This is a genomic window from Microbacterium sp. AR7-10 (assembly GCF_001878835.1).
Taxonomy (GTDB): Bacteria; Actinomycetota; Actinomycetes; order Actinomycetales; family Microbacteriaceae; genus Microbacterium; species Microbacterium commune.
Genome location: NZ_MJIR01000029.1, coordinates 1 through 17,895, shown reverse-complemented (window position 1 = coordinate 17,895; position 17,895 = coordinate 1). Strand labels below are relative to the sequence as shown.

Annotated in this window: 15 protein-coding genes and 1 pseudogene; 12 read left to right on the top strand and 4 right to left on the bottom strand. The window is 67.1% G+C overall.

Annotated elements, in window-relative coordinates; genetic code table 11:
* Nucleotides 1–13 precede the first annotated feature (13 nt).
* The 8 genes from BFN01_RS01525 to BFN01_RS01490 are packed head-to-tail and all read left to right on the top strand — an operon-like array spanning nucleotide 14 to nucleotide 9,725.
* Complete coding sequence (locus tag BFN01_RS01525) at nucleotides 14–1,129, top strand: mandelate racemase/muconate lactonizing enzyme family protein (protein ID WP_071640794.1); 1,116 nt, start codon at nucleotides 14–16, stop codon at nucleotides 1,127–1,129.
* The gene (locus BFN01_RS01520) at nucleotides 1,126–1,860 is read left to right on the top strand and encodes a FadR/GntR family transcriptional regulator (protein WP_071640792.1); all 735 of its coding nucleotides are present in this window, start codon (nucleotides 1,126–1,128) and stop codon (nucleotides 1,858–1,860) included. The genes BFN01_RS01525 and BFN01_RS01520 overlap by 4 nt, the downstream gene beginning before the upstream one ends.
* Nucleotides 1,857–2,315, top strand: coding sequence for a cupin domain-containing protein (locus tag BFN01_RS01515; RefSeq protein WP_071640790.1), 459 nt, complete (start codon nucleotides 1,857–1,859; stop codon nucleotides 2,313–2,315). Before BFN01_RS01520 ends, BFN01_RS01515 begins: the two co-directional genes overlap by 4 nt.
* Entirely contained in the window at nucleotides 2,305–2,772 is a 468-nt protein-coding gene (locus BFN01_RS01510; protein WP_071640788.1) for a hypothetical protein, read from the top strand. The genes BFN01_RS01515 and BFN01_RS01510 overlap by 11 nt, the downstream gene beginning before the upstream one ends.
* The gene (locus tag BFN01_RS01505; RefSeq protein WP_071640786.1) at nucleotides 2,769–4,421 is read left to right on the top strand and encodes a GMC family oxidoreductase; all 1,653 of its coding nucleotides are present in this window, start codon (nucleotides 2,769–2,771) and stop codon (nucleotides 4,419–4,421) included. The genes BFN01_RS01510 and BFN01_RS01505 overlap by 4 nt, the downstream gene beginning before the upstream one ends.
* On the top strand, nucleotides 4,409–5,920 hold the full coding sequence (locus tag BFN01_RS01500; RefSeq protein ID WP_071640784.1) for an aldehyde dehydrogenase family protein: 1,512 nt from the start codon (nucleotides 4,409–4,411) through the stop codon (nucleotides 5,918–5,920). The genes BFN01_RS01505 and BFN01_RS01500 overlap by 13 nt, the downstream gene beginning before the upstream one ends.
* Nucleotides 5,917–8,259 carry a molybdopterin-dependent oxidoreductase gene (locus BFN01_RS01495; RefSeq protein ID WP_071640782.1) on the top strand — a complete coding sequence of 781 codons (2,343 nt, stop codon included), beginning with the start codon at nucleotides 5,917–5,919 and terminating at the stop codon, nucleotides 8,257–8,259. The genes BFN01_RS01500 and BFN01_RS01495 overlap by 4 nt, the downstream gene beginning before the upstream one ends.
* Nucleotides 8,256–9,725 carry an aldehyde dehydrogenase family protein gene (locus BFN01_RS01490; protein WP_071640780.1) on the top strand — a complete coding sequence of 490 codons (1,470 nt, stop codon included), beginning with the start codon at nucleotides 8,256–8,258 and terminating at the stop codon, nucleotides 9,723–9,725. The genes BFN01_RS01495 and BFN01_RS01490 overlap by 4 nt, the downstream gene beginning before the upstream one ends.
* Nucleotides 9,726–9,881: 156 nt before the next feature.
* Here BFN01_RS01490 and BFN01_RS01485 read toward each other — a convergent pair whose 3' ends face one another.
* Complete coding sequence (locus tag BFN01_RS01485) at nucleotides 9,882–11,249, bottom strand: plasmid pRiA4b ORF-3 family protein (RefSeq protein ID WP_143187122.1); 1,368 nt, start codon at nucleotides 11,247–11,249, stop codon at nucleotides 9,882–9,884.
* 86 nt (nucleotides 11,250–11,335) lie between these two features.
* A complete protein-coding gene (locus tag BFN01_RS01480; protein WP_177243774.1) occupies nucleotides 11,336–12,289 on the bottom strand; it encodes a sugar-binding transcriptional regulator in 954 nt (317 codons plus the stop codon).
* Between the two features lie 160 nt (nucleotides 12,290–12,449).
* On the opposite strand from BFN01_RS01480, the gene BFN01_RS01475 reads away from it, so the two are divergent.
* The 4 genes from BFN01_RS01475 to BFN01_RS01460 are packed head-to-tail and all read left to right on the top strand — an operon-like array spanning nucleotide 12,450 to nucleotide 17,189.
* Nucleotides 12,450–13,814, top strand: a complete 1,365-nt coding sequence (locus tag BFN01_RS01475; protein ID WP_071640776.1) for an MFS transporter — start codon at nucleotides 12,450–12,452, stop codon at nucleotides 13,812–13,814.
* Complete coding sequence (locus BFN01_RS01470) at nucleotides 13,811–15,241, top strand: sulfatase (protein ID WP_071640775.1); 1,431 nt, start codon at nucleotides 13,811–13,813, stop codon at nucleotides 15,239–15,241. Before BFN01_RS01475 ends, BFN01_RS01470 begins: the two co-directional genes overlap by 4 nt.
* Nucleotides 15,241–16,272, top strand: coding sequence for an NAD(P)-dependent alcohol dehydrogenase (locus BFN01_RS01465; RefSeq protein WP_256220995.1), 1,032 nt, complete (start codon nucleotides 15,241–15,243; stop codon nucleotides 16,270–16,272). The genes BFN01_RS01470 and BFN01_RS01465 overlap by 1 nt, the downstream gene beginning before the upstream one ends.
* The gene (locus BFN01_RS01460) at nucleotides 16,269–17,189 is read left to right on the top strand and encodes a carbohydrate kinase (protein WP_071640855.1); all 921 of its coding nucleotides are present in this window, start codon (nucleotides 16,269–16,271) and stop codon (nucleotides 17,187–17,189) included. The genes BFN01_RS01465 and BFN01_RS01460 overlap by 4 nt, the downstream gene beginning before the upstream one ends.
* A 119-nt stretch (nucleotides 17,190–17,308) precedes the next feature.
* Here BFN01_RS01460 and BFN01_RS01455 read toward each other — a convergent pair whose 3' ends face one another.
* Together BFN01_RS01455 and BFN01_RS15315 are read right to left on the bottom strand one after the other, a co-directional pair.
* Complete coding sequence (locus BFN01_RS01455) at nucleotides 17,309–17,644, bottom strand: hypothetical protein (protein WP_071640773.1); 336 nt, start codon at nucleotides 17,642–17,644, stop codon at nucleotides 17,309–17,311.
* 7 nt (nucleotides 17,645–17,651) lie between these two features.
* Nucleotides 17,652–17,895, bottom strand: a pseudogene (locus BFN01_RS15315) (hypothetical protein); the annotation flags it as partial.

Here is a 17,895-nt window from a genome sequence, read left to right as displayed (position 1 = left end):
GGGGATACGAGAAATGAAGATTCAGAACATCGAATTCGTCGGATTGCGCACGCCGCTGCCGTCGCCGGCGGTTTTCTCATGGGGCACGGCCGAGGAGCGCAACGTCGGACTTGTGCGGGTCGTGCTCTCGGATGGAACCGAAGGTTGGGGCGAGACGAGTGTCACTTTCCCGCTGTGGTCTCTCGAGGAGCGGGCCGCCACGGTGCGCGGGATCGCGCCGCTGGCCGTCGGCAGCAGGCTCGAGAGCACGGATGACATCGCTCGGATCGCCTCTGAGTTGATCCGCAGCACCAACCGCCTTCGGCTTCTCTGGTCCGCGACAGGAATCAGCGCCGCGATCGGCGCGATTGAGATGGCGCTGTGGGATGCGTGGGGCCGCGTCCAAGGCCGGCCGGTGTGGGAGATCCTCGGAGGGGCGGACACTGACATCCCGCTCTATGCGGTCGGGTTCGGCGGTTCGCCCGCCGAGGTTGCCGATACGGCGACCGGTCTGCTGGAAGGTGGCTACGCAGCCGTCAAGATTCGAGCCGGGTTCGATCCGGAAGCTGACGTCGCGCTGATCGACGCCGTGTCCGCCGTCGCGGGTGATCGGCTGTACGTCGACGTGAACATGGGCTGGACGCGGCTTCAGGCGTCGGAGATGATACCGCGGCTGAATCCGTTCGGGCTGGGATGGCTCGAAGAGCCCCTCTCTCGCGACGACCGTGAGGGCCTTCGCGCGCTCCGCGACCTTGCCGAGATGCCGCTTGCGGCCGGAGAGAACTGCTACAGCGAATCTGAGCTTGTGGCTCTGGCCGAAAGTCGTCTGGTGGAGGTTCTGATGCCCGACCTCGCGCGCGTCGGCGGGCTGGGCGCGGCGATCGCTGGGGCGCGCGCGGCGCGCGCCAACAACCAGGGCTACAGCACACACCACTACGCCTCCGACATCGGATTCGCGGCGATGGCGACGATGTGCGCCGTCGTCGGCAACCCTCGTCCGATTCTCCGCGACGTCAGCCCGTGGCCGATCCGCAGCGAGCTGCTGTCTGAACCGTTGCGGATCGAGCACGGCGTCGCTCGACCCTACGCGGGAGCAGGCCTGGCCCCGGCCCCGCAGCCGCACATCATTGAGGAGCATCGGGTGCTATGAGCAACGACAAGAGTCCATACCAGCCCCTGTCGCCGAAGCCGCTGTGGACGGCGGCCGTTGAGCAGATCCGCGATCTGATTGAGAGCGGGGAGATCCCCGTCGGCGCACGCCTTCCCGCCGAACGCGACCTGTGCCAGCAGCTCGGGATCAGCCGCATCTCTTTGAGAGAGTCGCTGCGAGTGCTTCAGTCCACGGGATACGTCGAGACCCGGCCGGGCTCGGGGACGTACGCGCGTCTGCCGGAACCGGTGGCGGACGAGCCCATCTCCTCATGGATAGCGAGCGACCTGCACATCCTCGAGCTGTTCGAGCTGCGCCGAGCCGTCGAACCAGGCATCGCGGGCCTCGCAGCCCTGCGCCGCGAGGAGGGCCATCTCTTGGCACTGGAAGCGACCCTGCTCGAGATGGACCGCGACGGAAGGCGCCAGCAGGCCCAAGTCGTTGCGGCCGATGCTGAGTTCCACCGGCTGCTCGGCTACTGCATCGAGAACCCGGCGATCACGCAGCTCATCGATCAGCTGCAGGACATGGGCGGTGTCGAGCGTCGTCTCTCGCTGGCAGTCCCCGGCCAGCGACAGCGCGCTATCGACGACCATCGGCGCATCCTCGAGGCCGTTCGCAGCGGCGACGAGCCGGCCGCGACAGCGGCCATGCGCGACCACCTTGATGCGGCCGTCGACTGGATCATCACCTACTCACAACAGGAAACATCGAACAAGGAGAACTCATGACTGACGCAACCACCACCGCTGTCCACAACCGCGCGGGTGAGCGGATCGTGATCAGCCCCGCCGATTTCGGGTCGGGCGCACCCATGGAGGTGGGCCGCACCGGCGTGCGTGACAAGAAGCTGATCTATCCCGAGATGGGCTTCGATGCGGCAACGCTCTGTCTCGGGATCGTCGAGATCGACCCCGGACACCATTCCCCCCTTCACCGCCACAACTGCGAAGAGGTCTATTACGTCATCGAGGGCACAGGCTACGTCGAGCAAGAGGGTGACACCTTCCCGCTCAACACCGGCGACGCCGTGCTTAACCGGGTCAACGTCGATCACCGCGTCTTCAACACCGGCGAGACCACCATGCGTCTCGCCGTCGTCGGTGGCATCATGCTCGTGCCGCTGCTCCCCACCTGGCCGACTGAAAGCCCGTACGAGATCCTGGAGCCGGCCGGTGAGAACTGATGACCTGGCAGTTGCGCTCGATGCGCTCGCCGATGTTCTGATTCCCGGCACGGAAGAGTGGCCCGCCCCCTCAGAACTCAAGCTCGGAGCCGACCTGATCGCGCGTCTGCGAGAGCAGGAGACGAACGCGCTGCGCGCCGCCGTCACGGCCCTGGAATCAGCGGGATGGCACAGCTCTACCACTGACGCCGAGCGGGTCGCGCGTATGTCGCAGTTCGCCGAATCCGAGCCTGAGCTGTTCGAGATCTTGCGTCGCTGCGTGTACTTCGGCTATTACGCGCAACCGCGCGTGGTGAGCGTGCTGCGTGGGCTCGGCTACGACATCAACGAGGCGCCGCAGCCGCGGGGCTACCGGATGGACCCGCTGACGACGAAGGACGTCGCCGGCGTCGATACCAGGCGACTGGTGTGGATTCCCGCCAACCGCGTCGGCACTGTTCTGAGGAGGGCATCATGAGTGAGGCGGCGCGGATCGAACTGCCTCCCGTTGCCGTGCTCGTCATCGGTGCGGGTATGGCCGGCGGGGCGATCACCTGTACCTTGGCCGAGGCCGGCGTCGACGTGCTTTGCCTGGAGCAGGGCCGTTGGGTCCCCGGCGGGTCACGCCCCCACGCCGACCGGTACTACGAGCTCGAACGCCAGTTCCGGTGGAGCACGTCCCCCAACGTGCGGGCATGGGGCGAGGATTACCCCATCGGCACGGATGCCGTGCAGCCACTGATGTTCAACGAAGTCGGTGGTTCCACGGCGATCTACACTGCGGCATGGCCGCGCTTCCGCCCGACCGATTTCGTGAAGGGGAAGGAACACGGACGAAGCGAGGATTGGCCGTACTCCTACGATGATCTCTCACCGTTCTACGCCGAGAACGATCGCTCCATGGGCGTTTCCGGCCTCGACGGGGATCCAGCGTTTCCTGCCCACGACCCGTACCCGAACCCCCCGTTGCCGATCGGGAAGCGCGGCTCGGCGTTCGGCAAGGCGTGCGAGACGCTCGGTTGGCACTGGTGGCCGTTTCCGATGGCCGTCAACTCGAGGGAGTATCGAGGACGCGCTGCATGCAACTATTGCGGCGACTGCCAGAGCGGATGCTCCATCGACGCGTTGGCAGGATCGCACAACACGTACTGGCCACGGGCTCTCGCCGCCGGTGCGCAATTGCGGACGGGCGCGCGCGTGGTGCGCATCGAAAGTGATGTCGACGGTCGCGTGACTGGCGCCGTTTTCGTCGATGCGAACACCGGCAAACGGTTCTTTCAGCCCGCCGAGCGTACAGTGGTCTGCGGCAACGGCATCGGGACACCACGGCTGCTGCTGGCGTCAGCATCCGAGTCTCACCCGCAGGGTCTCGCGAACAGCTCCGATCAGGTGGGTCGGAACCTGATGTTCCACGGTCTTGCGATCGTCGAGGCGTGGACTTCCGAAATCCTCGATCCGCACAAGGGCGTGATTTGCGCGGCCGCGTATACAGCCGAATTCGCCGAGACCGACCCGAAACGGGGTTTCGTCAACGGTTTCACGTTGCTGTCATCGGGAATGAATGGGCCGGGCTACCAGGCCAATGGCTCGCACTCAGGCAACGTCGCGCCATGGGGTAGCGGGCATCACGAGTGGATGCGGACACACCTCAATCGCGGATTCGCGATTCTCGTACAAACCGAGGATCTCCCGATCAGCACCAACCGTGTCACCCTCGACGCCGAGCTCGTCGACTCGGATGGGGTTGCAGCGCCGTTCGTGCACTACCGGCTCGACGACAACGACGCTCGTCTGCTCGAGTACGCGTGTGACAAGGCTGTCGAGATCGCTAAAGCGGCCGGAGCGCACGAGGTCAAGGTGAACCGCTTCTTCGGTTCGTCCGGAGAATACATGCCACCGGCCTGGCACCTGATGGGAACAGCGCGCATGGGGGACGACCCGGCAACCTCGGTCACCGATGGCGAGCACCGCGCGTGGGACGCGCCGGGCCTTTACATCTGCGACGGCTCCTCTCTGCCGACGGGCGGAGCTGTCAACCCGACCAGCACGATCGGCGCGGTCGCATTGCGGTGCGCCGTGAAGATCCTCGAGCACATGAAAAAGGAGTTGCCGGCATGGGCAGTGTGACATCGGTCGACCCTCGCACAGGAGCAGTCGTCGAAACCGTCGCCGAGACGACCAGCATCGATGAGACTGAGCGCATCTCGGCGCGCGCTGCTGAGGCGTCCCGGGAGCTCCAGGCTCTAACACCGACTGAGCGGGCCGCGCTGCTCGATGCGCTGGCGGACAGCCTCGGCGGGGAGCGTGCCCGCCTCGTCCAGCTCGCTGACCGTGAGTCGGCGCTCGGGTACATCCGTCTCGACGGCGAGCTCACTCGCACCACGAACCAGCTGCGGCTGTTCGCCGCCGTGCTTCGTGACGGTGCGTTCGCGGAAGTGACGATCGATCACGCTGCCGACGGCGCTCCCGATCTGCGAAGAATGCTGGTCGGGCTCGGTCCGGTCGCGGTGTTCGGAGCATCGAACTTCCCCTTCGCCTTCTCCGCCGCGGGCGGAGACACCGCGTCTGCGCTTGCTGCGGGCTGCGCCGTGATCGTCAAGGCTCACGGTGCGCATCCTGCGCTCGACGCGGCGGTCGTCGCGATCCTGCGCGCGAGCTGCTCCGACGCGGGTGTCGCCCCTGATGCCGTCTCTGTCGTGTTCGGACGTGAGGCGGGCACCGCGATCGTCGCAAACCCGCTAGTGCAGGCGGTCGGATTCACCGGCAGTGAAGGCGCGGGCCGGCTGCTGATGGACGTCGCAGCCGGGCGCGACAGGCCGATCCCGGTATACGCCGAGATGGGCTCGCTGAACCCGCTCGTCGTCTCTCCCGGTGCCGCGCGTCGAGGCGCCGCGGCGCTGGCGGAGCGGATCGCGAGCTCGGTGCTGCTGGGAGGCGGCCAGTTCTGCACAAAACCCGGCCTCGTTTTCATTCCGGACGGTCATCAGGGCGACGTTGTTCTGTCGCATCTCTCCGAGGGATTGGCCGAGCCGGAGGGGGTCTTTTTGCTCAGCTCCGGGATCCGCGACACATTCGTCAATCGCGTGCAGGCGGTCGCGGCCGCCGACGGTGTGACCACGCTCGTGGAGCCGCGAAGCGGGGTGGGCTCGTTCGCCTCCGCCGCGTTGAACACCGTGCGGATCGAAGATCTGCTCGATGACCCCACGCTGACCGAGGAGTGCTTCGGACCAGCGGCGCTCGTCGTGCGCTACTCGTCGACCGATGCCCTGGCCGTGGCGATGCGCGCCCTGCCGGCTTCTCTGACGATCTCCGTATTCGCAGACGAGACTGAATCCGCCTTCGTCGAGTCGATGGTGGCGGTGGCCGACGGGGGCGCCGGACGAGTGATCTTCGGCGACGTCTCCACCGGTGTCGCCGTCAACTGGGCGCAGCAGCATGGCGGGCCGTACCCGGCCTCGTCGAGCAGCTTGCACACCTCTGTGGGTGCGGCGGCGATCCGCCGCTTCCTTCGACCGCTCGCTTTCCAGTCCTTCCCTGACGCGTTGCTGCCGCAGGCGCTGCAGGAGGCGAATCCGCTGAATCTGCCGCGCCGTATAGACGGCGTGATGGAGAACGGAACGTTGTGAGCACCCGCACCGGACGCACCGCCAGCCACTGGGGAAGCTACATCGTCTCGTCGACCGATGACGAGGTGACCCACGTGCGCCCAGTACCGGAAGATCTCGACCCGTCGCCGATCGGTCAGAACTATCGCGGCTCGCTCCAGCACCGATCTCGCGTCACCCGCCCGGCGGTTCGCCGCGGGTGGTTGGAGGGACGACGGCACGGGCGCGGCACCGAGCCGTTTGTCGAGGTATCGCACGAGGACGCCGTTGCGCTCATCGCCGACGAGATCGACAGGGTGCGGCGCGACCACGGCAACGAAGCGATATTCGGCGGATCGTACGGATGGGGCAGCGCCGGTCGCTTCCACCACGCGCAGTCGCAGGTGCATCGGTTCCTCAACGCCGCCGGCGGGTACACACGGTCGTTCAACACCTATTCGCACGCCGCTGACGAGGTCGTGCTCCCGCACCTCGTCGGCGACCGCGAGTGGTTTCTGCGCAGCGTTCCCGCGTGGTCGGAGATCGCTGAGCACACGGAAGAACTCATCGCCTTCGGCGGGTTACCTCGGCGCAGCGCGCAGATCAATCCCGGTGGAGTCGGCTCGCATGTAAACGTGCTCAGTCAGATCGAGGCTGCACGTGCCGGCGTGCGGTTCACCATCGTGACGCCTGTTCGCTCCGACACCGATGCGGAGCTGAACGCGGACTGGATCGCTGTGCGCCCGAACACAGACGTCGCACTCATGCTCGCGCTTGCCCATACGATACTTCAACGCGGCAAGGCCGACGTGGACTTCTTGGAGCGGTGCTGCGTCGGATGGGACGTCGTTCAGCGTGAACTGCGCGGTGAGGACGACGGCGTGGTGAAGGACGCGGCGTGGGCCAGCGAGATCACCGGTGTGCCCGTCACGCGGATTCTCGAACTCGCCGAGCGAATCTGCAGCCGCCGCACTCTGGTCACCGTCACCTGGTCGCTGCAGCGCCAGCATCATGGCGAGCAGGCATACTGGGCTGCGATCACTTTGGCAGCCATGAGCGGTTCGATGGGGAAGCCGGGTGGCGGTTTCGGCAGCGGCTACTCCTCCATGCACAATGCGCATGTCAATGACCGGCTTTCGCCGGCAGCCGCGCTCCCTCAGGGGCGCAATCCCGTCTCGACATACATCCCTGTCGCTCGCATCAGCGATCTGCTCCTCAACCCCGGCGCATCGTTCGACTACGACGGCAAGCGCTCGATCTATCCCGATATCCGCCTGGTGTATTGGATCGGCGGGAATCCGTTCCATCACCACCAGGATCTCAATCGGATGCGACAGGCTTGGGCACGCCCCGACACGATCATCGTGCACGAACCTTTCTGGAACGCTCACGCTAAGCACGCCGACATCGTCATGCCCGTCGCAACGTCGCTGGAGCGCACTGACTTCGCCATCGGCATGGGCGACCGCTGGCTGGGTTGGATGGATCGCGTCGCGGAAGCCCCACAGGGGATCGTGACCGACTACGAGATCTTCGCCGCTGTCGCAGAGCGGCTCGGATGCGGCGCCGAGTTCACCGAGGGCAGGCATGCCGACGCTTGGGTGGCTGAGCTTTGGTCGCGGTCACGGGAGAAGGCCGCAGGGATGGGATTCGATCTGCCGACCCTCGGGGAGTTCCGTGAGCGGGGCAGCGTCGCGCTGGACATGCCACGCCGCGTTCCGTCCGCCTTCAGCGAGCTTCGTGCCGACCCGGTTGCCCATCCGTTGAAGACGCCATCCGGGCGTCTCGAGCTCTACTCCGCGACAGTGGCCGGCTTTGGGTATGACGACTGCCCGGGATGGGCGAGGTGGATGGAACCTGTGGAATGGCTCGGCTCGCCTCTAGCAGAGCGCTTTCCGCTGCACCTCGTGTCGCCCCAGCCCGACGGCAAGCTCCACAGTCAGTTCGATCACGGCTCCGAAAGCAGCAGCCACAAACGCGCCGGACGCGCCGTCATGCGCATCCACCCTCACGACGCCGCCCAGCGGGACATCTCAGACGGGGATATCGTGCGCTTGTTCAACGATCGGGGAGCCACACTGGCGTCGGCGTCGATCGATGATTCGATGCAGCCCCGTGTCGTCGCCCTCCCGACAGGCGCGTGGTACGACCCGGTGGATGCGGCTGCGCCGCAGCCACTTGACAAGCACGGCAACCCGAATGTGCTCACCCTCGACGTCGGAACTTCCAGGCTTGCTCAAGGCCCCTCCGCACACACGTGCCTCGTCGACGTCGAGCGCTACGACGGCGAACTGCCGACCCTGACCGCATTCGATCCACCGGAGTTCGTTCCTGCATCCACGATCTCCACCACCTCCTATGAAGGAAGAGGCCAAAAATGAGTCTATTCACCCGCCGCGACGTGACCCAGAACTTCATCCACGGTTCGTGGACATCTCCCACGACCTCCGAAACCGCCGACGTCTTCGATTCGAACACCGGGGAGGTGATCGGTTCTGCTCCGCTCAGCGGTCGCCACGATGTCGATGCGGCCGTTGAATCGGCGCGGCGTGCGCAGCCGGCATGGTGGGCGCTGTCACCAGCGGAGCGCGCTTCACACCTTCGCACCGTCGCGAAGGAGATCGACGCCCGCCATGACGAGCTTGCCGAGCTGATCATGCGCGAGGTCGGAGCCAACCAGGAGATCTCCTACGGATCCCAGTCGATGACGCCGGTCATGAGCTTCAACACTGCCGCCGACATTCTCGAGTCGTATTCGTTCATTGAGCGAGCGGGTGAGAACCACGTCGCCCGTGAACCGTTCGGGGTGATCGGCGCGATCACGGCCTGGAACTTTCCGCTGCATCTGGTAACGGTCAAGGCCGCCTTCGCGATCGCGGCTGGCAACACGGTCGTTGTCAAGCCGAGCGAGGTCGCGCCGCTTACCGCGGCCGTGTTTGCGGAGGCGATCGAAGCGGCTGGCCTGCCGGCAGGCGTGATCAACATCGTCTTCGGGAACGGCCCCGTCGTCGGAGAAGCGATCGTCGAGCACCCGGATGTGCGGATGCTGACTTTCACCGGCTCGACGCGAGCCGGCCGACGCATCGGTGAGCTTGCCGCACAGAAAGTCGCTAAGGTCGCGCTCGAGCTCGGCGGCAAAAGCCCGCTGGTCATCCTTCCGGATGCGCCGCTCGAAGAGGCCGTCCGATTCGGTGTGCAGGACCTCCTCCTCAACAACGGCCAGCGCTGCGACGGCCTCACTCGGATGATCGTTTCGGAATCCGTTCTTCCCGAGGTCGAGCGCATTGCCGGCGCGATAATGAGCGAGGTGAAGGTCGGTCCCTCCACGGATCCGTCCGTGGAGGTTGGACCGCTCGCCTCGCATGCGCAGCAGGAGCGGGTGCGCGCATACATCGAGAAGGGGATCAGCGAGGGGGCGCAACTGGTGACGGGCGGCGTCGCGGACGTAGACGTCCCTGCGGAGAACGCCATGGGGTACTACGTGCAGCCGACAGTGTTCTCCAGGGTCACGACCGAGATGACTATCGGGCGCGAAGAGATCTTCGGCCCCGTGCTGTCGATTCAGACCTACAACGACGTGGATGAGGCGATCGAGATCGCCAACGATACGGAATATGGCCTTCACGCAGCGGTGTATGGCGGCGATCTCGACGAGGCGGTCCGCATCGCGGGACGCCTCGAAGCCGGCATGGTGACCGTCAACGGTGGAGGGATGGACTTGCTGGCCCCATTCGGGGGCTACAAGCAGTCCGGCATCGGGCGCGAGTTCGGGATGTATGGCTTCGAGGAGTTCCTCGAGGTCAAGGCGATCCGTTTGCCGTTCGACGGGGAGTCGGCGTCTGTGTGACGGGAAGGACCGGCCGATATGGTGCCGATCGGTGACGCCGGCCTCCCGGCGTCACCAGCTGTCGAGCGAACATGCAGTCGCCCGAACGGCGTCGCGTGACACACCAGGTAGGTCCTGAGATTCGCTCCGTTCGCTCCTGATCGCGCTTCGAGGCTCTCACCGCAGCGCCGCGCGCGCGAACAGTCGCAGATCGTCGTCGGCGCTCGCCGGATGCCGGCGCAGCGAGTCGCCGATCAGATCGAGCACCCGTTGCGGGTGGAAGGTGACGTGCGCGATGTCGCGCTCGGTGAACGCGCGGCGGGTGGATGACTGCCAGCCGCACACCTCGAGCCCGAACGCGATGGCGTGCCAGCGCTCGCCGGGCGGTGTGCCGTCGGCGACGGCGAGCAACAGCAGGGTGGCAGCATCGGACTCGGCATCGCTGAGCTTGCGGTACAGGCCACGGGCGATCAGCTGCAGCTGGGCACGAGCGTCGCCGAGCGCCTTCTTCGCCGCGGCGCTGAGCAGCAGGCGCCCCTTCTGCACCCGCATCAGCCCCAGGCGCTGGGCGGCGTCCCGCAGCTCGGCGATCGGCGGCGTGAGGTCTTCGCGGTTGCCCGCACCGATCCAGTCGTCGAGCAGGCCCAGCTCGGTCATCCCGGCGAGGACGGTGGCTGGTGGCATCCATCCCGCGGCGGTGAGCGCGAGGCCGTCGGCGCCGACGGTATCCATCAGCCAGGCGAAGGGGCGCACGATGCGCGCTGCGGTCTCGTCGTCGAGCTCGAGTGGCTCGAGCACCCCGGTGAGGTGCAGGTGCTGGCGCAGCTCGGAGCGGATCGGCGGCGGCAGCTGCGCCGCCAGTTCGACGATCGGCGACTCGTCGGTGACGTCGCCCGGGCGGCGCATCTCGTCGCTCTTCACCAGACCCGACATGTCGTACGGCGAGAGGCCAGAGCCCTGCGGGTTGAACATCAGATTCAGCTCGCTCTGCACGCCGACCAGGTCGAACGCGCCGGGCGAGCGCGGGGCCCACGGGCCGACGGTCGCGCGCAGCCAGTCGGTGATCTCGCGGTGCTCCGGATACTGCGGATCGGCCAGCGTGGCGAGCTTCTCCGCGTAGCCGTGGATACCGCCCGCGTCTTCGAACGGGCCGCGGTTCGCGCCGTCGAGCAGCACCACCGGTGCGAGCAGCGGGGCATCCGGCTGGCGGTCGACGACGTCGAGGCGGTGCACCCACCCGTCGCCGAAGTCGTACTCGTACCAGAGGGTGTCGAGGTTCGAGAGAACCTGATCGACGGTGGCCGCGTCTTCCGACAGGGCGCCGTTGTCGCTCGCGAAGTCGGGCGACTCCCAGCGCCGCCCTTTCGGGGACGGCCGGTCGGGATCGGTGTCGCTGAACGCGTGCAGGTGCGATTCGCGCCAGCCCATGATCGTCTGCAGGGCGATGTGCAGCATGCGAAGGGGCATCCGCCCGTCGACGTCGAACTCGCGCCAGATCTCGGGTTCGCTGCCGACCAGGGCGACGCGCAGGCGGTACCGGGTCATGAGGTCAGCGTAGGGAAGGGGTGCGACATCTGTGCGCTTCTCGCGCACGAGCACAGGATACCCGCCAGTCGGGCGGTGGAGGAATGTCAGTCGGCGAGGATCGCGCGGGCGAGCAGCTCGTCGGCGATGAGCACATCGATCAGCCCGGATTTGGCGGCGGCGATCGTCGCCGCGGCCCGGTGCCCACCATAAGAGGTGGCGATGATGTGCGGCACGTCGCGCAGTGAGTCGATGGTGGCGCCGATAACCCTGTCGTCGATGTCGTGGCTTACCGGTCGCCCGTCCGCGTCGAACAGGCGTCCGGAGACTTCGCCCACAGCGCCCGCCTGCCGCGCGGCATTCGCCATCTTCCGCGGGACGATCGGATACAGGGCAGACCCGGTCTCCTCCCAGGTGCCGATGGAGAGCACGGCGACGTCGAGGTTCGAGACTCGAGCGAGGCACTCCGCGATCTCGGGCTGCTGTCGCAGAGCGGCCGCCGCGTCCAGATCACCGACGAACAACGGCGCGTACATGGGATGGGCGGTGCCCTCGGCGATGCGAGCGACCTGACGGATCACCTCCACCGAACCCAGGCGATCACCTGGCAGGGTGAGCGCGCCGGCGATCTGCACCACGTCACACGGAGCGAGGCGGGTGAGGTGGTGGGTCATGGCCTCGATGGCTCGGCTCCACGTGAGTCCGATGGTTTGTCCGGCCTGGATCTCCTCTGACAGCAGCGACGCCAGCGCTCGCCCGATCCCATCGATGGTCGGCATGTGCGTCGAGTCGTCGCTGCGTGAGATCACTGTCGCTGACTTGAGTCGTAGCCGAGCGGCCAAGCGGCGACCCAGCTCGTCGTTCTCCTCGCTGGGATCTCCCACCTCGATTCGCACGAACCCGCGCGCTCGGGCAGACGCGATCAGCCGCGCCACCTGCCAGCGGGACAGCCCGGTCTCCGCTGCGATCTGCACCTTGGAGCGATCGTCGAGATAGTAGGCGCGCGCGACGCGCAGCATCAACTCGTCATCGAAATCCGGAACGTTCGCCTGTGCTGTCACGATCCCCCTCCGTCGGCCCGGCAGATAGCCATGCCCGCTCATATGAGCGCAATACTACCGCTCAGAATTGAAATAGGTGAAAGATGCTCCTACGCTGACCACGCTGACGCTCATTCGTGAGCACAGGTACGCTCAAAAGTGAGAACCCCTGGAGGACTTCATGACCGCACCCACCCGTGGCACAGTCGCCGCTCGGGATGAGGGCAAGACCGCTCGTCGCGCCACCACCGCCGCCTTCGCCGGCGCCTTCATCGAGTGGTACGACTTCTATCTCTACGGCACGGCATCCGCACTGATCTTCCCTGCCGTCTTCTTCCCGGAGACGACGCCGGAGCTGGCTCTGATCCAGTCGTTCGCAGCCTTCGCCGTCGGGTTCCTCACCCGCCCGATCGGTGCGATCCTGTTCGGGCACTTCGGCGACAAGGTCGGCCGCAAGCCGATGCTGCTGCTGACCGTGCTGCTCATCGGCATCGGAACGTTCGGCATCGGGCTGATCCCGAGCGCCGAGCAGATCGGCGTCACGGCAGCCATCCTGCTGATCTTCCTGCGTCTGGTGCAGGGCGTCGGCATCGGGGGTGAGTTCGGCGGCGGTTCGCTGGCCGCTCTCGAGAACGCCCCGATCGGCAAGCGCGGGCTGATGGGCAGCTTCCACCAGATGGGCACGCCGGCCGGTCTGCTGGTGTCGACCGGAGTGTTCAGCCTCGTGCAGCTGCTTCCCACCGAGGCGCTCTTCGACTGGGGATGGCGCATCCCGTTCCTGCTCTCGGGCGTGCTGACCCTGTTCGCGTTCTACATCCGCCGTCACCTGCCCGAGACCAAGTCGTTCACCGACGACTCCGAGGAGACCCGAAAGATCCCGTTCTTCGCGCTCATCCGCGAGAACTGGCGTGGCCTTCTCATCGGCATCGGCGCGCGCATGACCGACGCCGTCACGTACAACATCATCAACGTCTTCGCGATCTCGTACGCCACGAACTACATGGGCCTCGACAGCAGCCACATGCTGACCGGCTTCATCATCTCGGCCGCCGTGCAGATGTGCATCCTGCCGTTCATCGGCGCACTGTCCGACCGCATCGGCCGCCGCCCCGTCTACATCGCCGGCATCATCATCTGCGGTATCGGCGGGCTGTTCTACTTCCCGGTGCTGCAGATCGACAACGTCGTGCTCACCTGGCTGATGATCATCCTTCTGCACGCCATCGGCACCGGCAGCATGTTCGCCATCCAGGGCGCCTTCTTCGCCGAGCTATTCGGCACCCGCATGCGCTACACGGGCCTGGGCGTCGTCTACCAGGGCTCCGCACTGCTCGGCGGCGCTCCCACCCCGGCGATCGCCCTGGCTCTCAGCCTGGCGTTCGGCACCTACTGGCCGGCCGTGATCTACCTCGTGGTCATGTGCGTCGTCAGCGTGGTGTGCGTCGTGCTGGCCGGTGAGACCAGCCGGATCGATCTGAAGGATGCCGGTCGCCGGCGTGCCACGAGCGCGCCCGAGACGGCATCCGCTCTGGAGGAGAACGCATGACCCGTCCCAACATCGTGCTGATCATGACCGATCAGCAGCGGTTCGACTCGATCGCGGCCCTCGGCCACGATCACGCCGTCACCCCGCACCTCGACCGCCTCGTCACCGAGGGCGCCGCGTTCACGAACACGTACGTGGCAAGCCCCTCGTGCGCGCCGAGCCGTGCCAGCCTCTTCACCGGCCTGTACCCGCACAGCTCGGGCGTGCTCCGAAACGACGACCCGTGGAAGCACTCCTGGGTCGAGCTGCTCGCCGAGGCCGGCTACCGCACCACGAGCATCGGCAAGATGCACACCTATCCCTATGAGGCGCCGGTCGGCTTCAAAGAGCGTCACGTCATCGAGAACAAGGACAGGGCGCACCCGAACCTGCCCTACTTCCTCGACAACTGGGACAAGGCGTTCTGGATCCGCGGGCTGCAGAAGCCGAGCCGCGTCACCTACCGCGACTTGCCGGACTACGCCGAGCGCCTCGGCGCGTTCGAGTGGGAGCTGCCCGAAGACATGCACGCCGACAACTTCGTCGGTGGGCTGGCCGAGCACTGGCTGCGCACCTACCCGAATCACGATGAGCCGTTCTTCCTGCAGATCGGGTTTCCTGGGCCGCACCCGCCCTACGACCCGACCCCGCGGCACCTCGATCCGTTCCGCGAGAAGGACATGCCCGACGTGCCCCGTTCGCAGGAGGACCTGGACAGCCAGCCCACTCCCCTCAAAGAGCTGCGCAAGCACCACCAGGCCAATGATCACGACGCGATCGTCATGCTCGAGAATCCCACTCTCGAGCAGCTGCAGCGTCAGCGACGGCACTACTTCGCCAATGTCGCGATGATCGACGAGAAGATCGGCGATCTGATCACCGCCCTCGATGAGCGCGGCGTGCTCGACAACACCGTCATCGTGTTCACCTCCGACCACGGCGACGCGCTCGGAGACCACGGCCACTCGCAGAAGTGGAACATGTACGAGGGCTCGGTGCACGTGCCGGGCATCATCTGGGGCCCGCCCTACATCCGCGCCGGCCAGGTGCACGAGGGTCTCATCTCGCTGATGGACTTCGCGCCCACGATCCTCGAACTCGCCGGCGTCACGCCGCCGGTGTGGATGGAGGCCGACTCGCTCGTGCCCGCCCTGAAGGGCGAGCCGTGGGAGGGGCGCGAGTACGTGTTCAGCGAGCACGCACGCGACTTCATCCTCACCGAGACCGCGCTGATGACGATGGTGCGCGACGCCCGGTACAAGCTCGTCGAATTCGTCGATCACGACGAGGGTCAGCTCTTCGACCTGCAGGATGACCCGCGCGAGGAGGTCAGCCTGTGGGCCGACCCTGCTCATGCGGCCACCCGCGCACGCCTCGAGAAGGCGATCGCGCGCTGGCGGGCGGAGAGCTCGATGCACACCGCCACCTGGTCGAAGGACGTGCGCTGATGGACGCGCGAGACGTGATCCCCGAGCGGATGCGCACCTCAGAGCTGCTGGCGCAGGATTCGCTCAGGCTGAGCGAACGCGCGGTTCCGGCGCCGGCCGCCGACGAGGTGCTCGTGCGTGTGGCATCCGTCGGGGTGTGCGGTTCTGACACGCACTACTTCACCCACGGTCGGATCGGCCCGTTCGTCGTCGATCAGCCGCTGGTGCTCGGCCACGAAGCCTCCGGCGTGATCGTCGCCGTCGGCGGAGAAGTGGATGCCGCCCGCATCGGATCCCGCGTGTCGATCGAGCCGCAGCGCCCCTGCCGGCGGTGCGAGCAGTGCAAGAGCGGCGCATACAACCTGTGCCCCGAGATGCGGTTCTTCGCGACGCCGCCGGTGGACGGCGCGTTCAGCGAGTACGTGACGATCCAGGCCGACTTCGCGCACCCCGTGCCCGAATCGGTGTCCGACGACGCGGCGGCCCTCATGGAGCCGCTCTCGGTGGGCGTGTGGGCCTGCCGCAAGGCGGGGGTCACGGCCGGTTCGCGGGTGATCATCGCCGGGGCGGGCCCGATCGGCGTCATCACCGCTCAGGTCGCGCGGGCCTTCGGCGCCACCGAGATCGTCATGAGCGACGTCTCGGAGGAGCGCCTGGCCTTCGCCCTCGCGCATGGCGCCACGAGAGTGCAGCACGCGAGCGCGCGGCCGGCGGAGGCGCACTTCGACGCGTTCATCGACGCGTCCGGTGCCGAGCCGGCCATCCGCGCGGGCATCCCCGCGGTGAAGCCCGGTGGTCGCGTCGTGCTCGTCGGGCTGGGGGCGGACGATCTGATGCTGCCCGTCAACCTGCTGCAGAATCGCGAGCTCTGGCTCACCGGCGTGTTCCGCTATGCGAACACCTGGCCGACCGCGATCGACCTGGTCGCCAGCGGGCGCGTGGATCTCGACGTGCTCGTGACGCACCGATTCGGTCTGGACGAGGTGCAGGACGCGCTGATGGCCGGTCGTCTGCCCGGTGCGTTGAAGGCCGTCGTCGAGCCGTGGCGGTGACCGCCGGCCGCCTCGGCGTGATCGGCGAATCGCTCGTCGACGTGATCGTCGAACCATCGGGCGCGCGCACCGCGCGACCGGGCGGTTCGCCGATGAACGTCGCGATCGGGGCCGCGCGCCTCGGGCTCGATGCGATCCTCGTGACGGCGGTCGGCGACGACGAGTACGGCGCTCTCCTGCGCTCGCATATCGAGCGCGAGGGCGTGACGCTGATCAACCGGGGGAACCTTGAGGGTCGAAGCAACCATGCGATCGCCACCTTGGCTCCCGATGGCAGCGCGGAGTACGTCTTCCGGGTGCCGAACCGGGTGAGTGCGCCCGTCGCCGCGCTGGCGGAGCACGACCTCGCGCACCTGCATGTCGGGTCGCTCACCGCGGCGAGCGATGAGGAATGGGCGGGCGTACTCGCGGCCGCCGAGACCGTGCGCGGGTCGGGCACGGTCAGCTTCGATCCGAACTGCCGCCCCGACATCGGGATCCCGCACGAGCAGAGCCGCGCGCGGGTCGAGGCGTTCGTCGCGGCATCCGATCTGGTGAAGGCGAGCGACGAGGACATCGCGTGGCTATACCCCGGGTGGGATGCCGATGCCGTGGCGGCGCGCTGGATGTCTGCCGGAGCGCGGCTGGTCGTCGTGACGCGCGGCGGGCGCGGACCGATCGGGTACGCCAGGGGCGTGAAAGTCGCCCTGCAGGCGCCGAGCGTGAGCGTGATCGATACGGTGGGTGCCGGCGACTCCTTCATGTCCGCGATGCTCGCGTGGTGCGACTCGTGCGGGATGCTGGGGGAGCGGTTGCCTGCCGAGCTGACCGCCGACCAGGTGAGCGCGCTCCTCGGCTTCGCCGCCCGAGCTGCGGCCATCACCTGCACGCGGGTGGGCGCGAACCCGCCTACCCGGAGAGAGCTCGCCGACGGCTGACGAACGCCCGCTGGTCGACCTTGACCGGTGATCGTCGAATGCGGCGACCGGTGGTCAGCAGGTAGCCCGGTTGAGGCAGGGGGGCGTCATTGCCGTCGTGGTGCTCGACGCGGCTGAGCTCAGATCCGCACGCAGGCGGCGCCGGCGAACTGCGCGTCGACCAGCGCGACCACGGCCGACGCAACCGTGGTGACGCCCGGCTGCAGCTGCTCTGCGACGATGTCGTGGGCCCGCATGCCCACCTCGCACGCCTCGATCACCGCGGTCGCGGGCAGGTGCGAGAGGTCGAGTGGCGTGGCATCCGCGGTCACCCCTGTGATGGCCGGACCGTTCACGATGATGCGGATTCGGTGATCGGGACGGCTCCGGTGCAGCGTGCGCGCGGTGCCGATCGAGCGGGCGACGTCTTCGGGTCGGCTGGAGACGTGCAGCAGCACGGTGTGCGGATCGGTCATGGGCTCCTCATGGTTTCGTGTCGTCGTGGTGCACGACGCGGCTGAGCTCGATCACTCCGCCGGGCAGCTCCCAGTAGTGCAGTCGGCGGGCGCCGGGGGTGTTCTGCTCGATCGACGAGCGCCAGCACTTCGAGCCGTCGGCGCGCACGACGTACGAGTCATCGCCACCCTCGCCGGTGCGCAGCCGGTGCAGCTCGCGTGCGGGGATCTCGCGGTCGCGCCCGGTGACGGCGTCGACGCAGGCGCGCACG

Bases quoted from the DNA above. Each gene is read 5' to 3' on its own strand.
- BFN01_RS01490 (WP_071640780.1), top strand. From the start codon at position 8,256: ATGAGTCTATTCACCCGCCGCGACGTGACCCAGAACTTCATCCACGGT.
- BFN01_RS01505 (WP_071640786.1), top strand. From the start codon at position 2,769: ATGAGTGAGGCGGCGCGGATCGAACTGCCTCCCGTTGCCGTGCTCGTC.
- BFN01_RS01520 (WP_071640792.1), top strand. From the start codon at position 1,126: ATGAGCAACGACAAGAGTCCATACCAGCCCCTGTCGCCGAAGCCGCTG.
- BFN01_RS01455 (WP_071640773.1), bottom strand. From the start codon at position 17,644: ATGACCGATCCGCACACCGTGCTGCTGCACGTCTCCAGCCGACCCGAA.
- BFN01_RS01525 (WP_071640794.1), top strand. From the start codon at position 14: ATGAAGATTCAGAACATCGAATTCGTCGGATTGCGCACGCCGCTGCCG.
- BFN01_RS01515 (WP_071640790.1), top strand. From the start codon at position 1,857: ATGACTGACGCAACCACCACCGCTGTCCACAACCGCGCGGGTGAGCGG.
- BFN01_RS01470 (WP_071640775.1), top strand. From the start codon at position 13,811: ATGACCCGTCCCAACATCGTGCTGATCATGACCGATCAGCAGCGGTTC.
- BFN01_RS01485 (WP_143187122.1), bottom strand. From the start codon at position 11,249: ATGACCCGGTACCGCCTGCGCGTCGCCCTGGTCGGCAGCGAACCCGAG.
- BFN01_RS01475 (WP_071640776.1), top strand. From the start codon at position 12,450: ATGACCGCACCCACCCGTGGCACAGTCGCCGCTCGGGATGAGGGCAAG.
- BFN01_RS01500 (WP_071640784.1), top strand. From the start codon at position 4,409: ATGGGCAGTGTGACATCGGTCGACCCTCGCACAGGAGCAGTCGTCGAA.
- BFN01_RS01465 (WP_256220995.1), top strand. From the start codon at position 15,241: ATGGACGCGCGAGACGTGATCCCCGAGCGGATGCGCACCTCAGAGCTG.